The organism is Ruegeria sp. CF2, assembly GCF_056537385.1.
The window spans coordinates 238,900-262,256 of the sequence record NZ_JBQFRL010000004.1; the positions used below are offsets into that span (position 1 = coordinate 238,900).

At 63.5% G+C, this 23,357-nt stretch carries 19 protein-coding genes and 1 pseudogene; 9 read left to right on the forward strand and 11 right to left on the reverse strand.

The window, feature by feature from the left end; genetic code table 11:
• Nucleotides 1–2 precede the first annotated feature (2 nt).
• From ACR0IR_RS16695 to ACR0IR_RS16710, 4 genes are read left to right on the forward strand one after another with little or no spacing between them, the layout of a single operon-like run.
• Nucleotides 3–896 carry a 2-dehydro-3-deoxygalactonokinase gene (locus tag ACR0IR_RS16695; protein WP_170365986.1) on the forward strand — a complete coding sequence of 298 codons (894 nt, stop codon included), beginning with the start codon at nt 3–5 and terminating at the stop codon, nt 894–896.
• Nucleotides 893–1,498, forward strand: coding sequence for a 2-dehydro-3-deoxy-6-phosphogalactonate aldolase (locus ACR0IR_RS16700; protein WP_170365987.1), 606 nt, complete (start codon nt 893–895; stop codon nt 1,496–1,498). Before ACR0IR_RS16695 ends, ACR0IR_RS16700 begins: the two co-directional genes overlap by 4 nt.
• Nucleotides 1,495–2,355: an SMP-30/gluconolactonase/LRE family protein gene (locus tag ACR0IR_RS16705; RefSeq protein ID WP_170365988.1), complete on the forward strand. Its 861-nt coding sequence runs from the start codon at nt 1,495–1,497 to the stop codon at nt 2,353–2,355. The genes ACR0IR_RS16700 and ACR0IR_RS16705 overlap by 4 nt, the downstream gene beginning before the upstream one ends.
• Entirely contained in the window at nt 2,352–4,271 is a 1,920-nt protein-coding gene (locus ACR0IR_RS16710; RefSeq protein ID WP_170365989.1) for a beta-galactosidase, read from the forward strand. Before ACR0IR_RS16705 ends, ACR0IR_RS16710 begins: the two co-directional genes overlap by 4 nt.
• Nucleotides 4,272–4,313: 42 nt before the next feature.
• Here the strand turns inward: ACR0IR_RS16710 and ACR0IR_RS16715 are convergent, their stop codons facing one another.
• The 9 genes from ACR0IR_RS16715 to ACR0IR_RS16755 form a co-directional block, all read right to left on the reverse strand.
• Nucleotides 4,314–5,570, reverse strand: a complete 1,257-nt coding sequence (locus ACR0IR_RS16715) for an ABC transporter permease (RefSeq protein ID WP_170365990.1) — start codon at nt 5,568–5,570, stop codon at nt 4,314–4,316.
• On the reverse strand, nt 5,567–6,487 hold the full coding sequence (locus ACR0IR_RS16720) for an ABC transporter permease (protein ID WP_170341829.1): 921 nt from the start codon (nt 6,485–6,487) through the stop codon (nt 5,567–5,569). Before ACR0IR_RS16720 ends, ACR0IR_RS16715 begins: the two co-directional genes overlap by 4 nt.
• Before the next feature lie 12 nt (nt 6,488–6,499).
• A complete protein-coding gene (locus ACR0IR_RS16725; RefSeq protein ID WP_170365992.1) occupies nt 6,500–7,612 on the reverse strand; it encodes an ABC transporter ATP-binding protein in 1,113 nt (370 codons plus the stop codon).
• A 124-nt stretch (nt 7,613–7,736) separates the two neighbouring features.
• Nucleotides 7,737–8,861, reverse strand: coding sequence for an extracellular solute-binding protein (locus ACR0IR_RS16730; protein WP_170341229.1), 1,125 nt, complete (start codon nt 8,859–8,861; stop codon nt 7,737–7,739).
• Between the two features lie 351 nt (nt 8,862–9,212).
• Complete coding sequence (locus ACR0IR_RS16735; RefSeq protein ID WP_170365993.1) at nt 9,213–10,295, reverse strand: ABC transporter ATP-binding protein; 1,083 nt, start codon at nt 10,293–10,295, stop codon at nt 9,213–9,215.
• 3 nt (nt 10,296–10,298) lie between these two features.
• Entirely contained in the window at nt 10,299–11,954 is a 1,656-nt protein-coding gene (locus ACR0IR_RS16740; protein WP_170365996.1) for an alpha-glucosidase, read from the reverse strand.
• A gap of 9 nt (nt 11,955–11,963) precedes the next feature.
• Nucleotides 11,964–13,112, reverse strand: coding sequence for a carbohydrate ABC transporter permease (locus ACR0IR_RS16745; protein WP_170365998.1), 1,149 nt, complete (start codon nt 13,110–13,112; stop codon nt 11,964–11,966).
• Nucleotides 13,113–13,122: 10 nt separating this feature from the next.
• A complete protein-coding gene (locus tag ACR0IR_RS16750) occupies nt 13,123–14,130 on the reverse strand; it encodes a carbohydrate ABC transporter permease (protein WP_480779148.1) in 1,008 nt (335 codons plus the stop codon).
• A 63-nt stretch (nt 14,131–14,193) separates the two neighbouring features.
• Entirely contained in the window at nt 14,194–15,462 is a 1,269-nt protein-coding gene (locus ACR0IR_RS16755; RefSeq protein ID WP_170366000.1) for an ABC transporter substrate-binding protein, read from the reverse strand.
• 231 nt (nt 15,463–15,693) lie between these two features.
• On the opposite strand from ACR0IR_RS16755, the gene ACR0IR_RS16760 reads away from it, so the two are divergent.
• The 5 genes and pseudogenes from ACR0IR_RS16760 (at nt 15,694) to ACR0IR_RS16780 (ending at nt 20,705) form a co-directional block, all read left to right on the forward strand.
• Nucleotides 15,694–16,725 carry a LacI family DNA-binding transcriptional regulator gene (locus ACR0IR_RS16760; RefSeq protein ID WP_093963166.1) on the forward strand — a complete coding sequence of 344 codons (1,032 nt, stop codon included), beginning with the start codon at nt 15,694–15,696 and terminating at the stop codon, nt 16,723–16,725.
• Nucleotides 16,726–16,727: 2 nt separating this feature from the next.
• A pseudogene (locus ACR0IR_RS16765) lies at nt 16,728–18,026 on the forward strand (GH1 family beta-glucosidase); the annotation flags it as partial.
• 48 nt (nt 18,027–18,074) lie between these two features.
• A complete protein-coding gene (locus tag ACR0IR_RS16770) occupies nt 18,075–19,055 on the forward strand; it encodes a glucokinase (protein ID WP_254441605.1) in 981 nt (326 codons plus the stop codon).
• Nucleotides 19,056–19,094: 39 nt separating this feature from the next.
• Entirely contained in the window at nt 19,095–20,021 is a 927-nt protein-coding gene (locus tag ACR0IR_RS16775) for a carbohydrate kinase family protein (protein ID WP_170366003.1), read from the forward strand.
• An 18-nt stretch (nt 20,022–20,039) separates the two neighbouring features.
• The gene (locus ACR0IR_RS16780; RefSeq protein WP_170366005.1) at nt 20,040–20,705 is read left to right on the forward strand and encodes a D-lyxose/D-mannose family sugar isomerase; all 666 of its coding nucleotides are present in this window, start codon (nt 20,040–20,042) and stop codon (nt 20,703–20,705) included.
• Here the strand turns inward: ACR0IR_RS16780 and ACR0IR_RS16785 are convergent.
• Together ACR0IR_RS16785 and ACR0IR_RS16790 are read right to left on the reverse strand one after the other, a co-directional pair.
• Entirely contained in the window at nt 20,699–21,628 is a 930-nt protein-coding gene (locus ACR0IR_RS16785; RefSeq protein WP_170366007.1) for a cation efflux transmembrane domain-containing protein, read from the reverse strand. The two genes, ACR0IR_RS16780 and ACR0IR_RS16785, sit on opposite strands and share 7 nt — an antisense overlap.
• 71 nt (nt 21,629–21,699) lie before the next feature.
• Nucleotides 21,700–23,325, reverse strand: a complete 1,626-nt coding sequence (locus ACR0IR_RS16790; protein WP_170366009.1) for a GMC family oxidoreductase — start codon at nt 23,323–23,325, stop codon at nt 21,700–21,702.
• Nucleotides 23,326–23,357: the final 32 nt, after the last annotated feature.

Consider the following 23,357-nt stretch of genomic DNA (forward strand, 5'->3'; position numbering starts at 1 on the left):
ACATGAACACCGAGTGGATCGCAGTAGACTGGGGCACCTCGCATCTGCGCGCCTGGGCGATGCAGGTTGACACGGTGCTGGACCACGCCCAATGCGACCAGGGAATGGCGACACTGGGCCGGGATCAATTCCAGGACGCGCTGCTGACGTTGGTCCAGGGCTGGCTGGGCGCGGCGCCCGTCGACGTGATCGCCTGCGGCATGGTCGGTGCCCGGCAAGGCTGGGTCGAGGCGCCCTATGTAGCGGTTCCGACCAAGCCGATCTCGACCGTTCCGGTGCGCGTGCCCGGCACCGATCCGCGCATCCGCGCCTTCGTGGTACCCGGCCTCAAACAGGACGACCCCGCCGACGTGATGCGCGGCGAGGAAACCCAGATCGCCGGCTACCTGTCCACGCGACCGCATTGGGATGGTGTGATCTGCCTGCCCGGCACCCACACCAAATGGGTGCAGGTCAGCGCCGGCGAGGTCGTCAGCTTCCGCACCTTCATGACGGGTGAACTGTTTGATCTGCTGGGACAGCACTCGGTGCTGAAACACTCGGTGGGAGAAGGCTGGGACGACGACGCCTTTGCCACGGCCGTGGCGGACACGCTGTCCAAGCCCGAGCAACTGGCCGGGCGGCTGTTCGGGCTGCGCGCCGCTGACCTGCTGCATGGGCAGGATCCGGCCACCGCCCGCGCCCGCCTGTCGGGCGCTCTGATCGGTGCCGAACTGGCCGCCACCCGCCCTTATTGGCTGGGCCAGCAACTGGCCATCATCGGGGCCGAGGCCCTGTCGCACATCTATGCCACCGCGCTGCAGCAACAGGGCGCGTTCGTCGAAACCGCCGACGCGACCCAGGCCACGCTGGCCGGTCTGCTGCAGGCCCGCACCCTCACGAGGCAAACTGCATGAGCCGCCCCATCATCGCCATTCTGCGCGGACTTGACCCGGCGCAGGCCGCGGCCGTTGGCCAAGCCATCCTGGACGCAGGGATCGACCGGATCGAAGTACCGCTGAACTCGCCCAACCCGCTGGACAGCATCGGCCGTCTGGCCCGTTCCATCGGCGACCGCGCGCTGGTCGGCGCCGGAACCGTCCTGACCGTGGACGAGGTCGAACAGGTGGCCGCCGTGGGTGGCAAGCTGATCGTGTCGCCCAATTGCGATGCCGAGGTGATCGCGCGTACGGTGGATCTGGGCCTGCAAAGCTGGCCCGGTATCTATACGCCGACCGAGGCCTTCGTCGCCTTGCGCGCCAGGGCCACCGGGTTGAAACTGTTTCCCGGGGTGATGGCCGGACCGGTGGGGCTGGCTGCCATGCGCCCGATCCTGCCCAAGGGCACGCAGGTCTATGCCGTGGGCGGCGCGGGGCCCGAGAATTTCGGCGACTGGCTCAAGGCCGGGGCCGACGGGTTCGGCATCGGTTCGGCCCTGTTCAAACCCGGAATGTCCGTGGACCAGATCGCCGAAAACGCCCGCCGGATCGTCGGCGCCTATGACGGGGCCGCGCGATGAGCCAGGTCTTTGACGACCGCCCCTGCGCGTTGGGCGAAGGCCCGCTGTGGCACCCCGAACGGCAACAGCTGTTCTGGTTCGACATCGTCAACAAGCGCCTGATGACCCGCGACGCGAATGGACCGCAAAGCTGGGATTTCGCCGAGCACGTCTCGGCCGCAGGATGGATCGACCGCGACACGCTGCAGATCGCGTCGGAAACTGGACTGTGGCGGTTCGGGCTTGAGACCGGTCACAAGGACCGCATCGTCGCGCTCGAGGCCGACAACCCGGTGACCCGCTCGAATGACGGGCGGGCTGATCCGTGGGGCGGTTTCTGGATCGGCACCATGGGCAAGCGCGCGGAACCGGGCGCGGGGGCGATCTATCGTTTTTGGCGGGGTGAGCTGCGGCAGCTGGTTCCGGACGTGACCATCTCGAACGCGATCAGTTTCGCGCCCGACCGGTCCTGCGCCTATTTCTGTGACACGGCCACCGGGCAGGTGCGGCGCTGGGGTCTGAACCCTGAAACCGGCTGGCCCGAGGGCGACAGCGCGGTGTTTCTGGACCTGCGCGCCGAAGGTCTGAACCCCGATGGCGCGGTCGTCGATGCCGCGGGCAATCTGTGGGTCGCGCAATGGGGCGCGGCGCGGGTTGCGGCCTATGACGCCGGCGGAACCTTCCTGCGCGCGGTGCCTTTCGCGGCGGCCCATACCTCGTGCCCCGCTTTCGGCGGGCCGGATCTGACGACGCTGTTCTGCACCTCGGCCCGTGAGGGGCTGGATGCGGACACCATCGCGTCGCACCCCACCAACGGAATGACCTTTGCCGCCGAAAACGCGGGCCAAGGTCAGGCAGAACACAGAGTCATCCTATGACCCCCGAACTTGGCGTTTGCTATTACCCCGAACATTGGCCCCAGTCGATGTGGGCCGAAGATGCCGCGCGCATGGTCGAGGCCGGTCTGCGCTGGGTCCGGATCGGCGAATTCGGATGGAGCCGGATGGAGCCGGAACCGGGCCGGCTGACATTCGACTGGCTGGATCAGGCCATCGAGACCCTTGGTGCGGCTGGGCTGAAGGTGGTGCTGGGAACCCCAACCGCCACGCCGCCGCGCTGGATGCTGGACCGGCACCCGGACATGCTGGCGGTGGACGAAAACGGGCAGCTGCGCAAGTTCGGCTCGCGCCGTCACTATTGTTTCAGCCATCCCGGATATATCTACGAGTGCGTCCGCATCGCCCGGATCATGGGCGAACGTTATGGCCGCAACCCGCATGTGGCCGCCTGGCAGATCGACAATGAATATGGTTGCCACGACACCACCGTCAGCTTCAGCGAGCCTGCCCGGCAGGCTTTCCGCCGCTGGCTGGCCGAACGCTATGGCTCGGTCGCGGCGCTGAACGCGGCCTGGGGCAACGTGTTCTGGTCGATGGAATACGGCGATTTCGGTCAGATCGACCTGCCCAACCTGACCGTGACCGAACCCAACCCGGCGCATGTGCTGGCCTTCCGCCGATTCAGCTCGGATCAGGTGGTAGCCTTCAACCGGGCACAGGTTCAGGTGCTGCGGCCGCTGACCGACGCGCCGCTGCTGCACAACTACATGGGCCGGATCCTGGATTTCGACCATTTCGAGGTGGGCGCCGATCTGGATATCGCTACTTGGGACAGCTACCCGATCGGGTTCCTGTCCGACCGGCTCGAGGCCGACGCGGCGCACAAGGCGACCTTTCTGCAGCAGGGCGACCCGGACATGCAGGCCTTTCACCACGATCTGTACCGCGCCGTCGGACGCGGCCGTTGGTGGGTGATGGAACAACAGCCCGGACCGGTGAACTGGGCGCCCTACAACCCGGCCCCCCTGCCAGGCATGGTGCGGCTCTGGTCGCTCGAGGCCGTGGCCCACGGGGCCGAGGTGGTCAGCTATTTCCGCTGGCGGCAGGCGCCTTTTGCGCAGGAACAGATGCACGCGGGCTTGCTGACGCCGAACAACCAACCCGCCCCCGGTCTGGCCGAGGCGCAGCAGACGGCCGCGGATCTGGCTGCGCTGGGACCGGTGGAACCGGTGCAGGCGCGGGTGGCCATCCTGTTCGACTATCCGTCGGACTGGGCTTGGGCGACCCAGCCGCAGGGCGCGGGGTTCAACTATTTCCGGCTGTTGTTTTCCGCCTATCGCGCTCTGCGCCGCGCCGGGCTGTCGGTCGATGTCGTGCCGGCCTCGGGCCTTTGCGACGCCGACTATGATCTGATCCTCGCCCCCGGGCTGGCCACGCTGGACGACGCGCTGGACGACCGCCTGCGGGCGGCTGCGAAACTGACGGTTCAGGGCCCGCGCGCCGGAGCAATCACGGCTGATTTCCAGATCCCGGCCCAAGGCCGCCCCGGCCTGCAGGCGTTGGACTGCGACGTGGCGCTGGTGGAATCCCTACCGCCCGAGATCACCCGCCCGGTTCAGGGCGGCGGAGCGGCGCAACACTGGGTCGAGCGGTTGACCGGCCACGCGCCCGATCAGTTGACCTTCGAAGACGGGACTCCGGCGCTCAAGGGCAGTGACCAGCTTTGGTACCTGGCCGGGTTCCCGGACGAAGGCCTTTGGGACCGGATAGTTGAGATGGCGGCGCAGAAAGTCGGGCTGCCATTGCACCAGATGCCGCCCGGCCTGCGGCGGCGCGAGACCGCGACCCATGACTTCCTGATCAACTACAACGCCACACCGGTGGATTGGAACGGCCACAGCATCGCTGCCTGCGGAGTCGCCATCCTGAAACGCAATCCGCCCGGCCAGGATTGAACCTGAACCGGGCGGATGTGGTGCTCTGGTAGGCGCTTCTTCCTACTCGTCGGTCTTCAGACTGTTTGGATCGAAGACATTGCCGAACCCACTGTTGCCCGAAGGCTGATCGTCAGGCTCGGCTGAGCTTTCGTCGTCCTGACCACCCAATGTATTCGGAGCGAACACATTGCCAAAACCGCTGTTGTTCGACGGTTTGGGCGTGGATTGCTGCGCGTCGCCTTGCTCGGCCTCGCGCTGCTTGCGCTGCTCCTCGCGTTGTTTGCGCAATTCCTGAATGCGCTGCTCGGCTTCCAAACGCTTTTCTTCCTTGACGTCCGCGATGCACTGGGCCGGGTTGTAAGCCATGGCCGTCCCGACGACAGTGATCGTTGCCACGGCAAACATGACCAGCAGCACGGCCGCCATGTTCCCCGAGAAAAAGCTGGGCAGTTTGATCTTGCCCGCCAGCTCCTCGACCGTGGCTTCCTTGCGCGCGGCGGCGACCAGTTCCTGACGCTTCAACTTGGCTTCGTTCAACAGGGCGAAAAACACGGTCAGCGCCACGATGATAAAGGCCAGCGCCGAAATCGCGGGTGTAATGCCGTAGCGCACCTTTTGAGCCAGTTCGATTGTCAGTGTCGGATATTCGCCGAACGTGAAGGTGGTGGTGTTGTAGTTCTCGAACGAGGCAAGAAACGCCAGCACCGCCGCCGAAGCAATCGCCGGGCGCATGAACGGGAGCAGGATCTTGCGAAACGCCTGTGCATGCGTTGCACCAAGGTCCAGTGCCGCCTCGGTCAGCGCCAGGTCATATCGCTGCAACCGGGCCACCAGAACCAACATGCAATAGCTGGCTATGAAGGTGGATTGGCCAATCACGGTCAGGAAAATGCCGTTCGACAAAAAGCTGTCGGCGCCCAGCCCCAGCATCCGGTTGATCCGGTCCCAGAAGACCAGCGTCGAGATACCCAGAACAACGCCCGGGATCAGGATCGGTGCGATGATGATCGTGTAGTAGGTGGCGCGCAGCTTGGGCCAGATCTGGGTCAGCATCAGCGCTCCGGCCAAGCCCATCGCCACCGACAGAACCACGGTTCCCGCGCCGATGATCAACGAGTTCTTGATGCCGTTCAGGATGCGTTGGTCCTGAAACAACTCGCCGAACCACTGGAAGGTCAGGCATTCCCACGGGCTCATGCGCGGGAAACCGGACGAGTTGAAGGCGGTGATCGACATGATCACCAAGGGACCCAGCAGGTAGGCAAAGAAGATCGCCAGATAGACCCAGATGCTGATACGGAGGAAGGACATGTTCATTTCCCGATATCCCCCATGTTCACCTTGAACAGGCGCATCATTGCCAGCACGAACAGGATACAGGTGACCAGCAGAACGATGGCGTAGGCCGCGCCTTGTGGCCAGTCGTTGTTGTCATTGAACTGCTGATAGATCAGTTGCGTGAACCACAGACTGGATGGCCCGCCCAGGATTTGCGGTGCGGCCAGCGCACCGGCCGACAGCATGAACACCATCGTACAGCCGGAACTGATGCCGGGCTTGGCATAGGGGATGACCACCCTCCAGTGGATCCGCCACCACGGAGCGCCCAAGTCGCGCGCCGCTTCGATCTGGTTTCCATCCAGGCTTTCGATGACGTTGTACATCGGGAAGATCATCAGCAGGATGTACGCGTAGCCGAGGCCCGCATAGAGCGCGATGTCGTTGCGAATGAAATCGAACGGCGTGTCCCAGATCCCCAATCCGACGAACAGCGTGTTCAAAACACCCGTCTCTCCGAAGATGATACGCAGCGCAAAGGCACGCAGGATCTCGTTGATCCAATATGGGATGATCAGCATGATCGCGAAGATACGGATGTGATTGCCCTTGGACTGACCCAGGTAATAGGCAATCGGATAGCAAATAATCAGGTTGAAGATCGTCACGCAGACCGCGGCGATCAACGTCCGGAAGAAAACGCGCAGATCAACGGCGTTGTAGGACTGGCTGCCGCCTTCCGGCCCGTAGATCAGGTATTTGTAGTTCTCCAACGTGTACACGTCCTTGGGGCCGCCGATTTCCGGGGGCGGCAGGTTGGGACGGAAGGAAAAGTCCAGCATCGACAGCTGAGGCAGGATGATCAGGCCGATCGTCCAGAACAGGACAAGTCCCAGAATCGCGAGCCCCATGCCGAAACCGTTGCGGTTGAAGAAGTCCCTGAGGAAGCCAGGCATCGTCGGGCCTCCTTATTCCGCAGCCAGCTCACCCGCTGGAACGACGACCGCGTTGCGGGTTTCGTATTCCAGCGTGATGTTCTGCCCGGTGTGATCTTTGAACGACTGCCCATGGTTCGGGATCGAGACCTTGATCTCCTTGCCACCCTCCCCTTCGGTGAAGATGTTGAAGACGTTGCCTTCGAATTCCTCGTGGGTCACCCGTGCCGTGACGAAGTGATCGCCGCTCGTCCCCTCGGGTGCAATCGAGAACGCCTCGGGTCGGATGAACATCATGGCGTCGTCACCTTCGGCCAACTTGCCCTGATTGGCGGTCGATATCCGCGCCACCAGATCGCCGGACCGGTTGGTCGAGATCAGGGCCTCTGCGCCCATCACTCTTTTGACCTTGCCGCGGAAGACATTGTTCTCGCCCACGAACGAGGCAGCAAAAGCGGTTGTCGGGTCGTTGTAGATGGTCTTGCCATCGGCGATCTGGTCGATCACGCCAGCGCGCATCACGGCAATGTTGTCAGACATGGTCAGGGCCTCGCCCTGGTCATGGGTGATGTAGATGAAGGTGATGCCTACGCGCTGCTGAATTTCGCGAAGCTCAGTTCGCATGTGCTGACGCAACTTGAGGTCCAGCGCCGACAGCGGTTCGTCCAGCAGCAGCACGTCCGGTTCGGCGCACAGGGCGCGCGCGATGGCCACACGCTGGCGCTGGCCGCCCGACAATTCGCTGGGCAGCTTGTCGCCCTGGCCCGGCAGCGCGATCATGTCCAGCAGCTCATCCGCGCGTTTGCGGCGCTCGGCAGCGCTGGCGCCCTTGATCTCCATCGAAAAGGTAATGTTCTCCCAGACCTTCATCAGCGGAAACAGCGCAAGGTTCTGGAAGATCAACGCGGTCGGGCGCTTGTTCGGCCCGATGCCCTTCATGTTCTTTCCACCGATCAGCACATTGCCTTCGCTGGGCTCCAGGAACCCGGACACCGCGCGCAGAATCGTCGTCTTGCCGCAGCCCGAGGGCCCCAGGAACGAAAAGAAATCGCCCCCGTTGATGTTCACGTTCGCATCTCGCACAGCGACAAAATCGCCGAAGCGGATCCACAGGTTTTCCAGATCAACTCCGATCCCTGCACTCATTTTTGGTATCTCCCTGTGATGCAGCCTCCGGCCGCACCGCATCGTTGTCCGTCACGCGGGGCAAACGCGTGCGGGGTCCAAAGGCCCCCCGCGCGACAACGCGAGGGGCGCGATCTCAAGGCGATCAGGCGCTCTTGAACTTGTTGACGAACTCGGTCCGGGTCTCGGCGTACCAGGGTGCTTCGGCAGGCCACGGGTTCAGGTTGGCCAGCGAGTCGCCCGGATAGGCCTCGGCAAAGTTCTTCTTGTAGGTGTCGCCCGAATACTGGTCGGCACCCAGAACAGGCGAGTTGTAGCCGTGGCTGTCGATCGCGACACCGGCGGGTTTGGCCTGATAGGCGAAGTCGATGAAGGCGTAGACCTGGTCGATATTGGTGGCACCAGTCGGCATGGACATGCCGTCGACCCAAGCCATCGCACCCTCGACCGGAGCCTGGTAGTGCACCGGTTCGCCAGCGGATTTCAGTGCCAGCGGCGGGCCATCCCAAGTCTGCCCGACGACAACCCCTTCGTTCAGCAGGCCGTTCTTCTGGGTGTCGGCATCGTTCCAGATCAGTTTGATCCGGTCCTTGCGGGCGATACACCAGTCGGTGATCTGACCCCAGACCTTGCGCATGGTGTCTTCGTCGCCATATGCGGCCCAGACCGAGCCGGGCTCCATCTCGCCGATGCGCTCCATGTACAGACCCGCGCCCAACATCATCGAATGCGCGCGACCCATGGTCTTGCCGGCGTTTTCTTCCGACCAGACGTCACCATAGGACGGAGCGTCGCCTTCGGGCAGCCACAGGTCGGTGCGATAGGCAATGCCTTCGGTACCCCAGATATGCGGCAGCCAATGCGCGCCGCTGTCACCAAAGTTCCAGGCATCGGTACCGATCTTGGCCATCGCCGGGTTGACCTTGTCGATCGGAACCCTGTTCATGTCGAACGGCTGCAGAAGCTCCAGCGGCTCCCACTGCAGCGACCGGTTGTTGGTCGGCGAAACGATGTCAAAGCCCTGGCCCTTGGTGGCCTTCATCTTGTTGATGATCTCTTCGTTCGAGCCGATACCGGTGTAGTTAACCTTGATCCCGGTCAGGGTTTCGAACTCTTCGATGAAGCTGGGCGGCAGGTAATCCGACCACATCAGGATGTTGACTTCGCCCGAAGATGCCAGGGCGCTTTTGCTGTACAGAGGTGCCGCCAGCGCAGCTGCGCCGGCCCCTTTCAACACCGTACGACGGCTGAAGTTTGACGATTTGGTCATTCGTGTTTCTCCCGTGTTTGGACTGAGTTTTGTTTTTTATCCGTGCGTCACGTTAGAGTTTTGCGGTCGCCCCGTCAGTCCAAAAAGTGACAGTTTGCGAAATTCTTAGGTCCAGTTCCCTTGGAAGACTAAGCCCGGAGCCCGCCCAAACAGGGCGCGACTCTGCTGGAATTCGCGCGAGGATCATATATCAAAAGGGCCGACGATACCTAACGGCGCATCGGAACTGGCCTCATGTCACACAGGGAGATCACGCGAATTTTTTGCGCATCCGCCTAATAGATGCGCATCATTTCAGCCGCAAAAATCGATTTGCGACAAACTCAGACCAGAATCACGACGCGGTCGGAGCTATTTGCGCATTGACCGACCGTCATGGAACAGGTGGATCTTCTCCGGCGCGGCAGTCACCGAAACCGTCTGGCCACGCAAGCCACGATGGATGCCCGGCAGTTTGCCGATCACCGACTCAGCGCCGGGGGCTTTCGCGAAATAGAGCAACGTCACCTCGCCCAACGCTTCGGTAAAGTCCACGGTCCCGGTCAGGATGGGGTCACCGTCGGCGACCACCAGATCCTCGGGCCGCACACCCACGTTGACCTTCTTGCCGGCGTCGGCGTCTTCGGTAGGTATGGCCGAAACAGCCGTTCCGCCACAGTCCAGCGCAACGGTCGTGGTGGCACCGGTGCCGGTGATCGTGCCCGGCAGCAGGTTCATGGCGGGCGAGCCGATGAACTGGGCCACGAATTCATTGTCGGGCGTCTCGTACAGCTCCAGCGGCGTGCCAACCTGTGCGATGCCTTTGTTGGCCAGAACCACGATCCGGCTGGCCAGGGTCATTGCCTCGACCTGGTCATGGGTGACATAGATCATCGTGCTGTCCGGCATCGCCTCCTTCAGGCGCGCGATCTCGATCCGCGTGGCCACCCGCAGGGCGGCATCCAGGTTCGACAGCGGCTCGTCGAACAGATAGACCTTGGGGTCGCGCACGATCGCCCGGCCGATGGCGACCCGCTGACGCTGCCCGCCCGACAGGGCCTTGGGCAGCCGGTCCAGAAACGGTTCCAGCTGCAGGATCTGCGCCGCGCGGTTCACCGCGGCGTCGATCTGTTCGGCGGGCATCTTGGCGATCTTCAGGGCAAAGGCCATGTTCTCGCGCACAGTCATGTGCGGATACAGCGCATAGCTTTGGAACACCATGGCGATGCCGCGCTGTGCCGGGGGCACATCGTTCATCACCTGCCCCTCGATCTCCAGCGTTCCGCCCGAAATGCGTTCCAGCCCCGCGATCATCCGCAGCAGGGTAGACTTGCCGCAGCCCGAAGGGCCGACGAACACGATCAACTCGCCGCGCTCGATTTCGAGGTTGATGTCCTTCAGGACATCGACATTGCCATAGGTCTTGGCGACATCGGTCAGCTTGAGCTCGGACATGGGTTACCCTTTCTCTCGGACCATCAGGCAGAATTGCGAGGGCGCCAGCGTGGCGCGGCCCTGCGCCTCGACTGCGCCCAGATCCTGACCGATGCAGCGCCAGGTGCCTTCGGGCAGGTCGATTTCGGCGGCGCCATTGCCCAGGTTGAAGGCACAGAACACTTGCTGGCTGTCATCCTCGCGCAGGAAGCTGAGGATCGGGCCGGTTTCGCGCATGTCGGACTGGGTGCCCGACATCAGCGCCGGATATTCATGGCGCAAAGCGATGGCACGGCGATAGTGGTTCAGCACCGACTGCGGGTCGGCATCCATCCGGTCCACGGCGCGCTCGGCCTGCGCGGTGCTGACGGGCAGCCAGGGCGCACCGGTGGTAAAGCCCGACTGTTCGTCCTGCGCGGCCCAGACCATGGGCGTACGGCAGCCGTCGCGGCCCTTGTATTCGGGCCAGAACTCGATGCCATAGGGGTCCTGCAGGTGCTCAAAGGGCACGTCGGCCTCGGGCAGTCCCAGCTCTTCGCCCTGATACAGGCAGGCCGAGCCGCGCAGGCACATCATCAGAACCGCGTGCTGCCGGATGCCGGCCTCGTCCAGATCCCAACGCGAGGCGTGGCGCTGCACGTCGTGGTTGGAGAACGCCCAGCACGGCCAGGCATCGCCGGCTTTGGACAGAAGCTGGTCGAACACGTGCTTGGTGTATTCTGCCGTCAGTCGGCGTTTTTCAAGAAATTCAAAGGCATAGCACATGTGCATGCGCTTGTCGCCACGGGTGTATTCGCCCATGATCTCAAGCCCGCGCTGCGCGTCGCCCACCTCGCCCAGGCATGCGCGACCGTCATATTGGTCGGTCAGGGCGCGCAGTCGTTCCAGAAACGCGATGTTTTCCGGCTGGCTCTTGGAATACAGGTGGTCCTGATGGTTGTAGGGGTTGACCATCGGCGCGATGGTGGCGTTGCGCTGATCCAGCGGCAGCGCCGGGTTGTCGCGCAGTTGCGCGTCATGGAAGTAGAAGTTGATCGTGTCCAGCCGGAACCCGTCAACGCCCATGTCCAGCCAGAACCGCGCCACGTCCAACAGCGCGTCCTGCACGTCGGGGTTGTGGAAATTAAGGTCCGGCTGCGAGGTCAGGAAATTGTGCAGGTAATACTGCTGCCGGCGCGTATCCCACTGCCAGGCCGAGCCGCCGAAGATCGACAGCCAGTTGTTGGGCGGGGTCCCGTCAGGCTTGGGGTCAGCCCACACATACCAGTCGGCCTTGGGGTTTTTGCGGTTGCTGCGGCTTTCGACGAACCACGGATGCTGGTCCGAGGTATGCGACAGAACCAGATCGATCATCACCCGCAGGCCCAGGCCATGGGCGCGGTCCAGCAACGTCTGGAAATCCTCCATCGTGCCGAACATCGGATCGATGGCGCGATAGTCGCTGACATCGTACCCGAAATCCTTCATCGGCGACTTGAAGAAGGGCGAGATCCAGATCGCATCGACCCCCAGACCGGCGATGTAGTCCAGCCGCTGGGTGATGCCCCGCAGGTCTCCGATGCCGTCGCCGTTGCTGTCCTGAAAGCTACGCGGGTAGATCTGATAGATCACCCCGCCGCGCCACCAGTCGGACGCCGTCTTGGTTGAGTGCTTGAGGTCCACGTTGTTCTGCACGTTCATCACACGCCCTTATTTGACTGAACCGGCCAGCAATCCGCGGACCAGATATTTCTGCATTGCAAAGAAGACGACCAGCGGCACCGCGATCGACACGAATGCGGCCGTGGCCAGGATTTCCCAATTGCCGCCACGGGTGCCCAGAAGCTCGACGATACTGTTGGTCATCACGGTTGTTTCGCCGGATGCGTCGATCAGGAACACCTTGGCCACCAGCAGGTCGTTCCATGTCCACAGGAACTGGAAGATGGCGAACGAGGCCAGCGCCGGAAAGCTCAGCGGCAGGATCAGCTTGGTGAAGATTTGAAATTCGGTGGCGCCATCGACCCGCGCATTCTCGATCAGGTCGCGGGGCAGCCCGGCCATGTAGTTGCGCAGAAGATAAATCGCCAGCGGCATGCCAAAGCCGGTATGGGCCAGCCAGACACCCAGATACCCTTTGCCGATGCCGATGTTCAGGTGGAATTTCAGCAGAGGGATCAGCGCCAGTTGCAAAGGTACCACCAGCAGACCGACCACGGCGGCGATCAACAGCGCACGGCCCGGGAAATCCATCCAGGCCAGCGCATAGGCCGCAAAAGCCGCCACCAGGATCGGGATGATCGTGGCCGGAATCGTGACCGTCAACGTGTTGAAGAACGCCTTGGCCATGCTGTCAGTGCTGTCCTCGGCCAGCAGGACCTTGTGGTAGTTGTCCAGCGTGAATTCGGGCGGCAACTCGGCGGTCACGAAGACGCGTGACCCACGGCTGCCGGTGAATTCCTCGGTGTTCTCCATCCGGTAGTCGCCATTGGCCTGAACGGTGATCGTACCGCCCTTGCGCAGCTCGGCCGTCTGGCCCGGCTCAAACGCATCGATCTCGCGGGAGCTGATGCCCCATTTCGAGATGCGCGCTTTGGTTCCGGCGTCGAACAGGTTGCCCTCGATCACATACAGGCCGTTTTCCTGCATCTGGGTGTCGGGCGCGGCGCTGCGCAGCGTCAGGTTCTGCTCGGAGGGGAATATCGCCCGCCACCAGCCGCTGGTCGCGATCTGGTCCGCCGTGCGAAACGACGAGATGAACAGGCCCAGCGTGGGCACCACCCACAGCACCACCAGAAACAGAACCGAGGCATGTACGGCCCACCTGAGCGCCGGGCGGGTTCCTGCGATCTCACTCATGACGCACCCCCTATTCCATTTCCTTGCGCGCGTTGCGCACGTTCCAGACGAGGATCGGCGTCACCAACAGCATGATCACCATGGCCGAGGCCGACCCCACGCCCCAGTCATTGGCGCGGAACAGCTTGTCGAACATGTAGTTGGCCAAGACCTGTGTCTCCCACTGGCCGTTGGTCATGGCAAAAACGATGTCGAACACCTTCAGCACGACGATGGTGATCGTGGTCCACACCACCAGAATCGTCGTCTTGATCTGCGGCACCTTGATCTTGAAGAAGATCTGGAACGGGCTGGCGCCATCCAGAATGGCGGCCTCGACCGTTTCTTCGGGAATGCCGCGCAGGGCCGCCGACAGGATCACCATGGCAAAGCCCGTCTGAATCCAGACCAGCACGATCATCAGGAAGAAATTGTTCCAGAACGGGATCGTCAGCCAGGTCTGCGGGTCGGTTCCGCCAAAGAAGATGTACAGGGCATTCAGCATGCCGATCTGGTCCTGCTCGACCGGACGGGTGTCATAGACAAGCTTCCAGATCACCGATGCGCCCACGAACGAGATCGCCATCGGCATGAAGATCAGAGATTTGGTGACATTGCCCCATCGGATGCGGTCGGTCAGCTGGGCGACCAACAGGCCAAATGCTGTCGACAGCGCCGGGACCACGATCAGCCACAGCATGTTGTTACGCATCGCTTCCCAGAATTTGGGCTCTCCCATCATTTGGGCGTAGTTGTCCAGACCCACCCACTCGTATCCGCCGCCGGGCACCCGGTCGGTCAGGGACAGGCGTAGCGTTTCCACCACAGGGTAGGCCAGGTACAGCCCCAGCGCGACCAGAGCGGGCAATAGAAACAACCATGGCCGGACCATGTTCGCCCGATTGATGTTGCGTCCGGCGTTCGGGCCGCGCGGCGGAAACAGAATCTTGTCCAGAAACTGGTTGGACAAGTAGAAGTAACCAACACAGCCGGATACGCCGATGGCGATCGTCAGCAGACCTTGCAATGCGGGATGCATGTCACCCTCCCTGGCGACAATGGGTCGGGCAACCCTGAGGTCGGATTGCCCGGTTTCATGGCTTTATTGGATCGCGTCCCAAGACGCCTGGATCTCGTCCGCCACGTCTTGCGCGGGTTTGCCACCGGCATAGTCGACCATGCCCGTCCAGAACGTGCCTGCGCCAACCGCGCCCGGCATCAGGTCAGACCCGTCAAAACGGAAGGTGGTCGCACCCAGAAGAATGTCGTTCATCTTCTTCAGCGTCGGATCCGAGAAGGCCGAGGTATCGACACCCTTGTGCGGCGTCAAAAAGCCGCTGAGCGCCATCCAGGTCTCATGCGCCTCGGGGGTCTGCAGATAGGCGATCAGGTCATGCGCTGCGGGGCTGTCATTGGTGATCGCCCACAGGGTGCCAGCGCCCAGTACCGGGCTGCCCAGATCCTTGCTTTCATAAGCCGGGAAGTAGAAGAAATCGGCATCTTCACCCACGACCGTGCCTTCGGGGAAGAAGGCCGGGATGAACGAGGCCTGACGGTGCATGTAGCACTGCGGCGGCGAGCTGAACATGCCTTTGGGGCTGTCGCGGAAATCCGTGGTTGCAACCGCACCGGCCCCACCGGCGACGTAGTCGTCATTGCGGGCGAATGCGCCGAATTCCTCGATCGCGGCCACGACCTTGGGATCGTTGAACTTCAGCTCGTTGGCAACCCACGCGTCATAATCCTCGGGGGATTGGGTGCGCAGCATCATATCCTCGACCCAGTCGGTCGCAGGCCAACCGGTCGCGCCACCCGACCCCAGACCGATGCACCAAGGCGTGCCGCCATCGGCGACGATCTGATCGGTCAGGGCCTTGAGCTCTTCCATCGTGGTCGGAACTTCATACCCAGCGTCCTCAAAGTTCTCGGGTACGTACCAGACCAGCGATTTCACATCGACCTTGTAGAAGAAACCATACAGATGATCCTGACCGTCCGGCCCGGCATAGGTGCCCAGGTCGACCCAGGACTGGCCCGCGGCATAGTTGTCCCGGATCCAGTCGGCGGTCCCGTCAGCAAGCGGCGTCAGAAACCCGGCCTTGGCCATATCGGCTGCAAGACCCGGCTGGGGGAACACGGCGATGTTCGGGGCCGATCCTGCCTCGGCGTCGATGCGGATCTGCTGCTCGAAGCTGTCCGACCCGACATAGGCATATTCATGACCGGTGGCAGCGGCAAATCCGTCCAGAACCTTTTCGACATTTTCCTGGTCCGGACCAAGCCACGGGCCGAACACGGTGACCTTTTCGGCCTGGGCCGCGCCCGCCATCAGGGCAAACGTGGCCGCACCTGCCAAAAGCGAGTGTTTCATTGATTTTCCTCCCAACTGTATCCGCGCGTGTGAGACTCAGTTTTCAAAGCGCTTTGAATGCGGCCGTTATCCGCTAACATGTTGGCCCTGTCAATGGCTAGATTTTGACATGGGCCGTCCGTGTCCATGTTTTCTTGACATATAGCAACGAATGGCAAAACAACTTGACGCAAGCCGCAAATCCCCACACAACAGGGCGCACACAAGCATTGAAAGCCATTTGAAACCGCTATGAACCTCAAACAGCTCTCTCAGATCCTGGGTCTGTCACAGACAACGGTCAGCCGCGCGCTGAACGGTTACCCAGAGGTGAACGAAGAGACTCGCATGCGGGTTCAGGCGGCGGCGGCCAAACATGGCTATCGGCCGAACGCCCGCGCCAAGGGGCTGGCGACGGGTCGTTCGATGGTGATCGGCCACGTGATCCCCAGCTCGTCGCGCCACGAGATGGTGAACCCGATCTTCGGCGATTTCGTCGCCGGCGCGGTCAAGAAATATGCCGAGCACGGCTACGACATGATGTTCACCAATGCCGACGACACCTCGATCGAAGACGCCTATCGCAGCCTGTTCCAACGCGGTGCGGTCGACGGCGTGGTGCTGCAGGGCCCCAAGGTGAACGAGCCGCGGATCGAGGTTCTGACTCGGATGCAGGTGCCGTTCATCGTGCATGGCCGGTCGACCGGCGTGAGCGTGCCCTATGACTGGATCGACGTGAACAACAAAAGCTCGTTCCTGCGTGCGACCCGCTTTCTGATCGACCTGGGCCACCGGCGGATCGCGCTGATCAACGGTCTGGAAGACATGGATTTTGCCCAAAGGCGCCGCGACGGGTATCTTGAGGCGCTGAAACAAGCCGGTCTGTCGCCTGACCCGGCCCTGATGCGCAGCGCCGAGATGACCGAAGTCTATGGCCATCACGAAACCCGCGACATGCTGCGGCTGGACGATCCGCCGACCGCGATCCTGACCTCGTCGATGATCTCGGCGATCGGGGTGCGGCGCGCGCTGGACGAGGCCGGGCTGAAAATGGGCCGCGACGTGTCGGTGATCGCACATGACGACGACCTGTCCTATCTGAAGAACGGGCAGGACGTTCCGATCTTTACCGCCACCCGGTCTTCGGTGCGCCACGCCGGCGAACTGGCCGCCGAGATGCTGATCGAGCGCATCCGCGCGCCCCACGACCCGGCCAAGACTAGATTGCTCGAGGCCGAACTGGTAGTCGGCGGCTCGACTGGTCCCGCCCCCAACAGGTTCTGAACATGAAGTACACCCGCGCTGATTTCCCCAAAGACTTTCTCTTTGGTGTCGCAACTTCTGCCTATCAGATCGAAGGCCACGCACAGGGCGGCGCCGGCCCGACCCATTGGGACAGTTTCGCAGCCACGCCCGGCAACGTGGTGCGCGCCGAAAACGGCGATCTCGCCTGCGACCACCTGCACCGGTACGAACAGGATTTCGACCTGATCCGCGAGGCCGGGTTCGACTGCTATCGTTTTTCCACCAGCTGGGCGCGCGTGCTGCCCGAAGGGCGCGGGCCGGTGAATCAGGCCGGGCTGGACTATTATGACCGGTTGGCCGACGCCCTGCTGGAACGCGGCATCCGCCCCTGCGCCACCCTGTATCATTGGGAACTGCCCTCAGCCCTGGCCGATCTGGGCGGCTGGCGCAACCGCGACATCGCCGACTGGTTCGCCGATTTCACCGAGATCATCATGGGTCGCATCGGCGACCGAATGTACAGCGTCGCCCCGATCAACGAGCCCTGGTGCGTCAGTTGGCTGAGCCATTTCGAGGGCCACCACGCCCCCGGCCTGCGCGACATCCGCGCCACGGCCCGCGCCATGCATCACGTCCTTCTGGCCCACGGCCGCGCGATTCAGGCGATGCGGGGCCTTGGCATGTCGAACCTGGGCGCGGTGTTCAACCTTGAATGGGCCGAACCTGCCGATGACACCCCCGAGGCCCGCGAAGCCGCCGATCTGTACGACGGCATCTACAACCGGTTCTTCCTGGGCGGCGTTTTCAACAAGGCCTACCCCGAGAATGTCCTGCAGGGGCTGCAGGCCCACCTGCCCGACGGGTGGCAGGATGATTTCGACACGATCGGCACGCCGGTCGACTGGTGCGGGCTGAACTACTATACCCGCAAGCTGATCGCGCCCGCCGACACGCCCTGGCCCAGCCTCCAAGAGATCCCCGGCCCCCTGCCCAAGACGCAGATGGGGTGGGAGATCGAGCCAAGCGCGCTGACCCGGTTTCTGACCCGTACGGCCCGGGACTACACGGGCGATCTGCCGATCTATGTCACCGAAAACGGCATGGCCAGCCCCGAGCGGCAGCAGGATGACGACCGAATCGACTATCTGAATCAGCATCTGGCTGCGGTGCAGGACGCGCTGGATCAGGGCGTTCGGGTCAAGGGCTATTTCATCTGGTCGTTGTTGGACAACTACGAATGGGCGCTGGGATTCGAAAAGCGGTTCGGCCTGGTCGATGTCGATTTCGACACGCTGGAACGCCGCCCCAAGGCCTCGTTCCGGGCGATGCAGGCCGCTTTGGCCCAGGGCGATCCGGTCTCGGTTCCGATGGCGCAGCCCAGGGGCGCGATGCACGACCACTGGAATCTGGTGGCCGATATCGGCGGCACCAACACGCGGCTGGGGGTCGTCACCAAAGGCACCCTCACCGATCTGCGCAAATCGCCGACCGGCACCCTGCCGGAGTTTCTGGCCGCCCTGCACGACCTGTGCGCCGAGATCGGAACGCCGCCGCGCGCCGTAGTCGCCGCCGGCGCGGGCCCGGTGCGCAATGGCACGATCCGTCTGACCAATGCCAATCTGGACCTGTCCGAGGCTGACATCGCCTCGGCCACCGGCGCGGACCACACCTTTGTCATCAACGACTTCACCGCCGCCGCGTGGTCGGTGGCCGAAATCACCGGCGATGACGTGCAAGCCCTGCAAGGCGACCCGACCCCGCCCAAGGGGACCCGACTGGTGGTCGGCCCCGGCACCGGGCTGGGCGTCGGCGCGCTTTTGTATTCCGAAGGCCACTATCACACCGTCTCGGGCGAGGGCGGCCATGTCGGCCTGTCACCCCGCACCCGCGACGAGGTGGACGTGTTCGAAGCCGCCCGCCGGATCGCGCCCGAGTGTTTCTTTGGCGACTGCCTGACGCTCGAGGCCGAGATGTTCCTCAGCGGTACGGGCCTGCCGATCCTGTACCGCGCCGCGGGCATGGCCGCTGGCCAACCCGACACGCCAGACCTACCCGCCAAGGACATCCTGCAGGCCGCGCGCGACGGGTCCGATCCGCTCGCCATGCGCGCCGCGCAGATCTTCATCACCCATCTGGGCGCCGTGATGGGCGACATGGCCGTGACCGTGATGCCCACAGGCGGCGTCTTCTTGGTGGGCGGCGTGGCCGAGAAGAACCGCTGGTTGTTCGGCGACGACTTCCTGGCGGCCTTCAACGCCGGAGGCCGGTTCGACGCGCTGCGGCAGGGCTTTGGCGTTTATGTGTCGGAACAGGCCGAATTTGGCATTGTTGGCGCTAACAACTTCTGCAAAAATGCGCTCGCGCGGTAAACTCACCGCCTGATCTTTGCAGAAGGAAGGAGCCGGGACATGATCCTGTGCTGTGGCGAGGCCCTGATCGACATGATCGCGGAACCGACGGTTTCGGGCGCGCAAGGTTTCGTGCCGCATTCGGGTGGCGCGGTGTTCAACACCGCCATCGCCCTGGGCCGGCTTGGTGCGCCTGCCGGAATGCTGACAGGGTTGTCGAGCGACATGTTCGGCCAGCAATTGGCGCAGGCCCTGAAAGACAGTCATGTGGACGGCTCGCAGGTTGTTCTTTCGGACCGTCCGACCACGCTGGCCTTCGTACAACTGCAGGACGGGCACGCAACCTATACCTTCGTCGATGAAAACTCGGCCGGGCGGATGCTGCGCCCCGAGGACATGCCGGACCAGTTGAGCGCGACCTCGGCGCTGTATTTCGGCGGCATCAGCCTGGCCTGCGAGCCCTGCGCCGATGCCTATGCCGCCCTGCTGGACCGCCACGGGGCCGAGCGCGCGGTGATGATCGACCCCAACATCCGCCCAGGCTTCATCCAGGACCAGACCCGCTATCGCACCCGCCTGAACCGGATGATCGCGCAGGCCGATATCGTCAAGGTCTCGGACGAAGATCTGGACTGGATCGTCCCCGGCCCCGAAACGCTGGAGGAAAAAGTGCCGCTGCTGCTGCAGGCGGGCCCCGCCGTGGTGATCGTCACGCGCGGCAGCCAGGGCGCGACCGGGTATCTGGCCGATGGCCGCACGGTTTCAGTGCCGGTCACGCCGGTTCAGGTGGTCGACACGGTGGGCGCGGGCGACACGTTCAACGCCGGGGTTCTGGCGCAACTGCACCGCGCCGGGCTGCTGACCAAACAGGCGCTCCGCGCGATCTCGCCCGACGACCTGCGCGCCGCGCTGGAACTGGGCGGCAAGGTCGCCGCCGTCACCGTATCCCGCGCCGGGGCCAACCCGCCCTGGGCACACGAGCTATAAGTCATCGAAAGCACCGATATGAAACGATCCGAGATCAACCGCATCAAAGCCGAGGCGCAGGCCTTCATCAATTCGTTCGGCTTTGCCCTGCCGCCCTTTGCCGACTGGACGCCCGAGCAGATGCGCAGCCCGCACGCCGCCGGCATCCGCGCCCGCGGCCTTGGCTGGGACATCACCGATTACGGCCAGGGCAGGTTCGACGAGCTGGGTCTGTTCCTGTTCACCCTGCGCAATGGCGACGAAAAGGACCTGAGCGCAGGACGGGGCATGCTCTATGCCGAGAAGCTGCTGATTTCGCGTGACAAGCAGCTGTCGCCGATGCATCGCCACATCGTCAAGGCCGAGGACATCATCAACCGCGGCGGCGGCGATCTGGTGATGGAGATCTACGCCTCGGCCCCCGATGGCAGCATCGACCGCGACGCCCCCGTCACCGTACCCAGCGACGCCTGCCCGGTGACCATCCAGCCCGGCGAGCATCTGCGCCTGAAACCGGGCGAAAGCGTCACGCTGATGCCCGGTATCTGGCACGCCTTCTGGGCGGAAAAAGGCGATTGTCTGATCGGCGAAGTCTCGACCGTCAATGACGACCGCACCGACAACGTGTTCGAGCAGCCGATCCCGCGCTTTGCCACGATCGAAGAAGATACCGCGCCCGAATTCCTGCTGGTCGCCGATTACTGAGCGCGCTGGGCCGGACCAAAGGGCGGGTCCGAGGCCAGCGTCAACGCGACCCGGCCCGGGCTTGCGGCCTGGGCCAGCCGGTCGCGGACGGCCTCGAAGGCTTCGATCGTCACGGGTTCGGCGGGTTTCAGATAGACAAGGTGGAACAGTGCCCGCCCGCCGCGCACCGTCGCCACATCCAGCACCTGAAACGGGCTGTCTGCACAGATCCGGCGGGCCTGCCCAATGATCTCGGCCCGGGCATCGGCCGGCAGCGCCACACCCACGATATCGCGCAGCGCGCCCAGAAACACCTTGATGGGCTGCGGCAGCAGCGCCAAGCACAGCAGCAACACCACCAGCGCATCCGACACCGGAACCAGACCGGCAAGCGGCCCGCCCTCAAGCAGGTTGATCGCGAAAAACGCCGCCCCGGCCCCAAGGCTCAGCACCCCGTCGACCATCGCGGCCCGGGCCTCGACCCGCAGCAGATCGCTGGTCTTGCCGGTGCGGCGCCAGTTCCAGCGGTGATAGGCGAACAGCGTCAGACAGATGGCCGCCATCGCCCCGGCATAGATCAGGATCCATTCCAGAACCACCGGCGCGGCTTCGCCCGTCTTGGCATAGGCCAGCAGACGGTTCACCGCCGAACCAGCCGCCATCACGATGATCCCGAACAGCAGCAGGCTGCGGAACATCACGAAGACGGATTCGTCGATCTCGTATCCGAAGGGGCGGTTCTGGTCCGGGGCGCGTCGGATCGAGGCGGCGACCCATCCCGCCACCACAGCCGTAGCGAAATTGAGCCCCGAGAACAGCCCGTCCAGCAACAGCGCATCGGAGTTTGCCAGCAACCCGGCCACAACCCCCGCACCCGCCATGAACAGGCTGGCCCATTTTGCCGCGTTCAGCGACCGGCGTTCAAAGATCAATGTGTCCTGCATCGGTTCAGCTTTTCCGGTTGATGAGGCTGGCGGTCATTTATGTCCGACAGGCCAACGCGCAAGCCCCGTGTTCATGCCCGTCCACGTATCATGTCGGCAGCCTTCTCCGCGATCATGATCACGGGCGAGGCCGTATTGCCCGACACGATCTTCGGCATGACCGAGGCATCGACCACCCGCAGCCCCTCCAGACCCCGAACGCGCAGCTGTGGATCGACCACCGCGGCGGCGTCGCTGCCCATGCGGCAGGTGCCGACCGGATGAAAGATCGTGGTGGCGATGTCGCCCACCGCATCCAGCAGGCGCTGTTGGTCGTTGATCTCGGGGCCGGGCAGAACCTCTTGCGGGTGATAGGGTGCCAGCGCCCGCGCGGCCATCACCTGCCGGGCCTGCTGCACGGATTTGACCGCCACCTGCCGGTCGCGCTCGGCCGAGAGGTAGTTCAACCTGATCTCGGGCTGGGCCTTCGGATCGGGTGTTGTGATGTGGCAGTGGCCCCGGCTTTCGGGCCGCAGATTGCAGACCGAGACGGTGATCGCGGGGAACGGATGCAGCGGGTCGCCCAGCCGGTCGGTCGACAGCGGCTGCACGTGATATTCCAGATCCGGCGTGGCCAGCATCGGGTCGGACTTGGTGAACATGCCGAACTGGCTGGGCGCCATCGCCATCGGACCCGACCGGGTCAGGGCGTATTGCGCCGCGATGCGCGCCTTGCCCCACAGGCTGTTGGCCATGGTGTTCAGGGTTTTGGCGTTCTGCACCTTGAACACGGTTCGGATCTGCAGATGGTCCTGCAGGTTCGCCCCCACGCCCGCGCTTTCATGCTGAACCGAGATTCCATGCGCCGCCAGCACCTGAGGGTCGCCGATCCCCGACAGTTCCAGCAGCTTGGGCGAGTTGATCGACCCCGCCGCCAGCAGAACCTCGGCCCGGGCCAAGGCCCGGTATTCGGTGCCGCCCCGGGCAAAGCGCACGCCACGCACGGCTTTGCCTTCCAGGATCAGGCCCAGCGTCTCGGCCTCGGTCAGGACCCGCAGGTTGGGCCGTTTCATCGCCGGGCGCAGAAATCCCTTGGCCGTGTTCCAGCGCACGCCGTTCTTCTGGTTGACCTCGAAAAACCCCGAGCCCTCGTTGTTGCCGTCATTGAAATCGGCGCGCGGCTGGATGCCGATCTCGCGCGCACCGTCCTGCACGGCCTTCAGGATCTCCCAGCTCAGCCGCTGTTTCTGAACTTTCCACTCGCCACCGGACCTGTGCATTTCGCTGTCGCCGGCGTGGTGATCTTCGGATTTCAGGAAATAGGGCAGCACGTCGTCCCAGCCCCAGCCCGCATTGCCCAGCTGCCGCCAATGGTCATAGTCGGCCGCCTGCCCGCGCATGTAGATCATCCCGTTGACCGAGCTGCACCCGCCCAGCACCTTGCCGCGCGGATAGACCAGCGACCGCCCGTTCAGCCCAGGCTCGGGCGCGGTTTTCATCATCCAGTCGGTGCGCGGATTGCCGATGCAGTACAGATACCCCACCGGGATGTGGACCCAATGGTAATTGTCCGACTTGCCCGCCTCGAGCAGCAGAACCCGTGTCCTGGGATCCTCGGTCAGCCGGTTGGCCAGCACGCAGCCCGCGGTACCCGCGCCTATGATGATATAGTCGTACTCACCCTCAAGCCGGGCGGTTTCAGATGTGGCGGAATTCATTCTCGGTCTGCTCTGTGCATTGTTCCTGATCC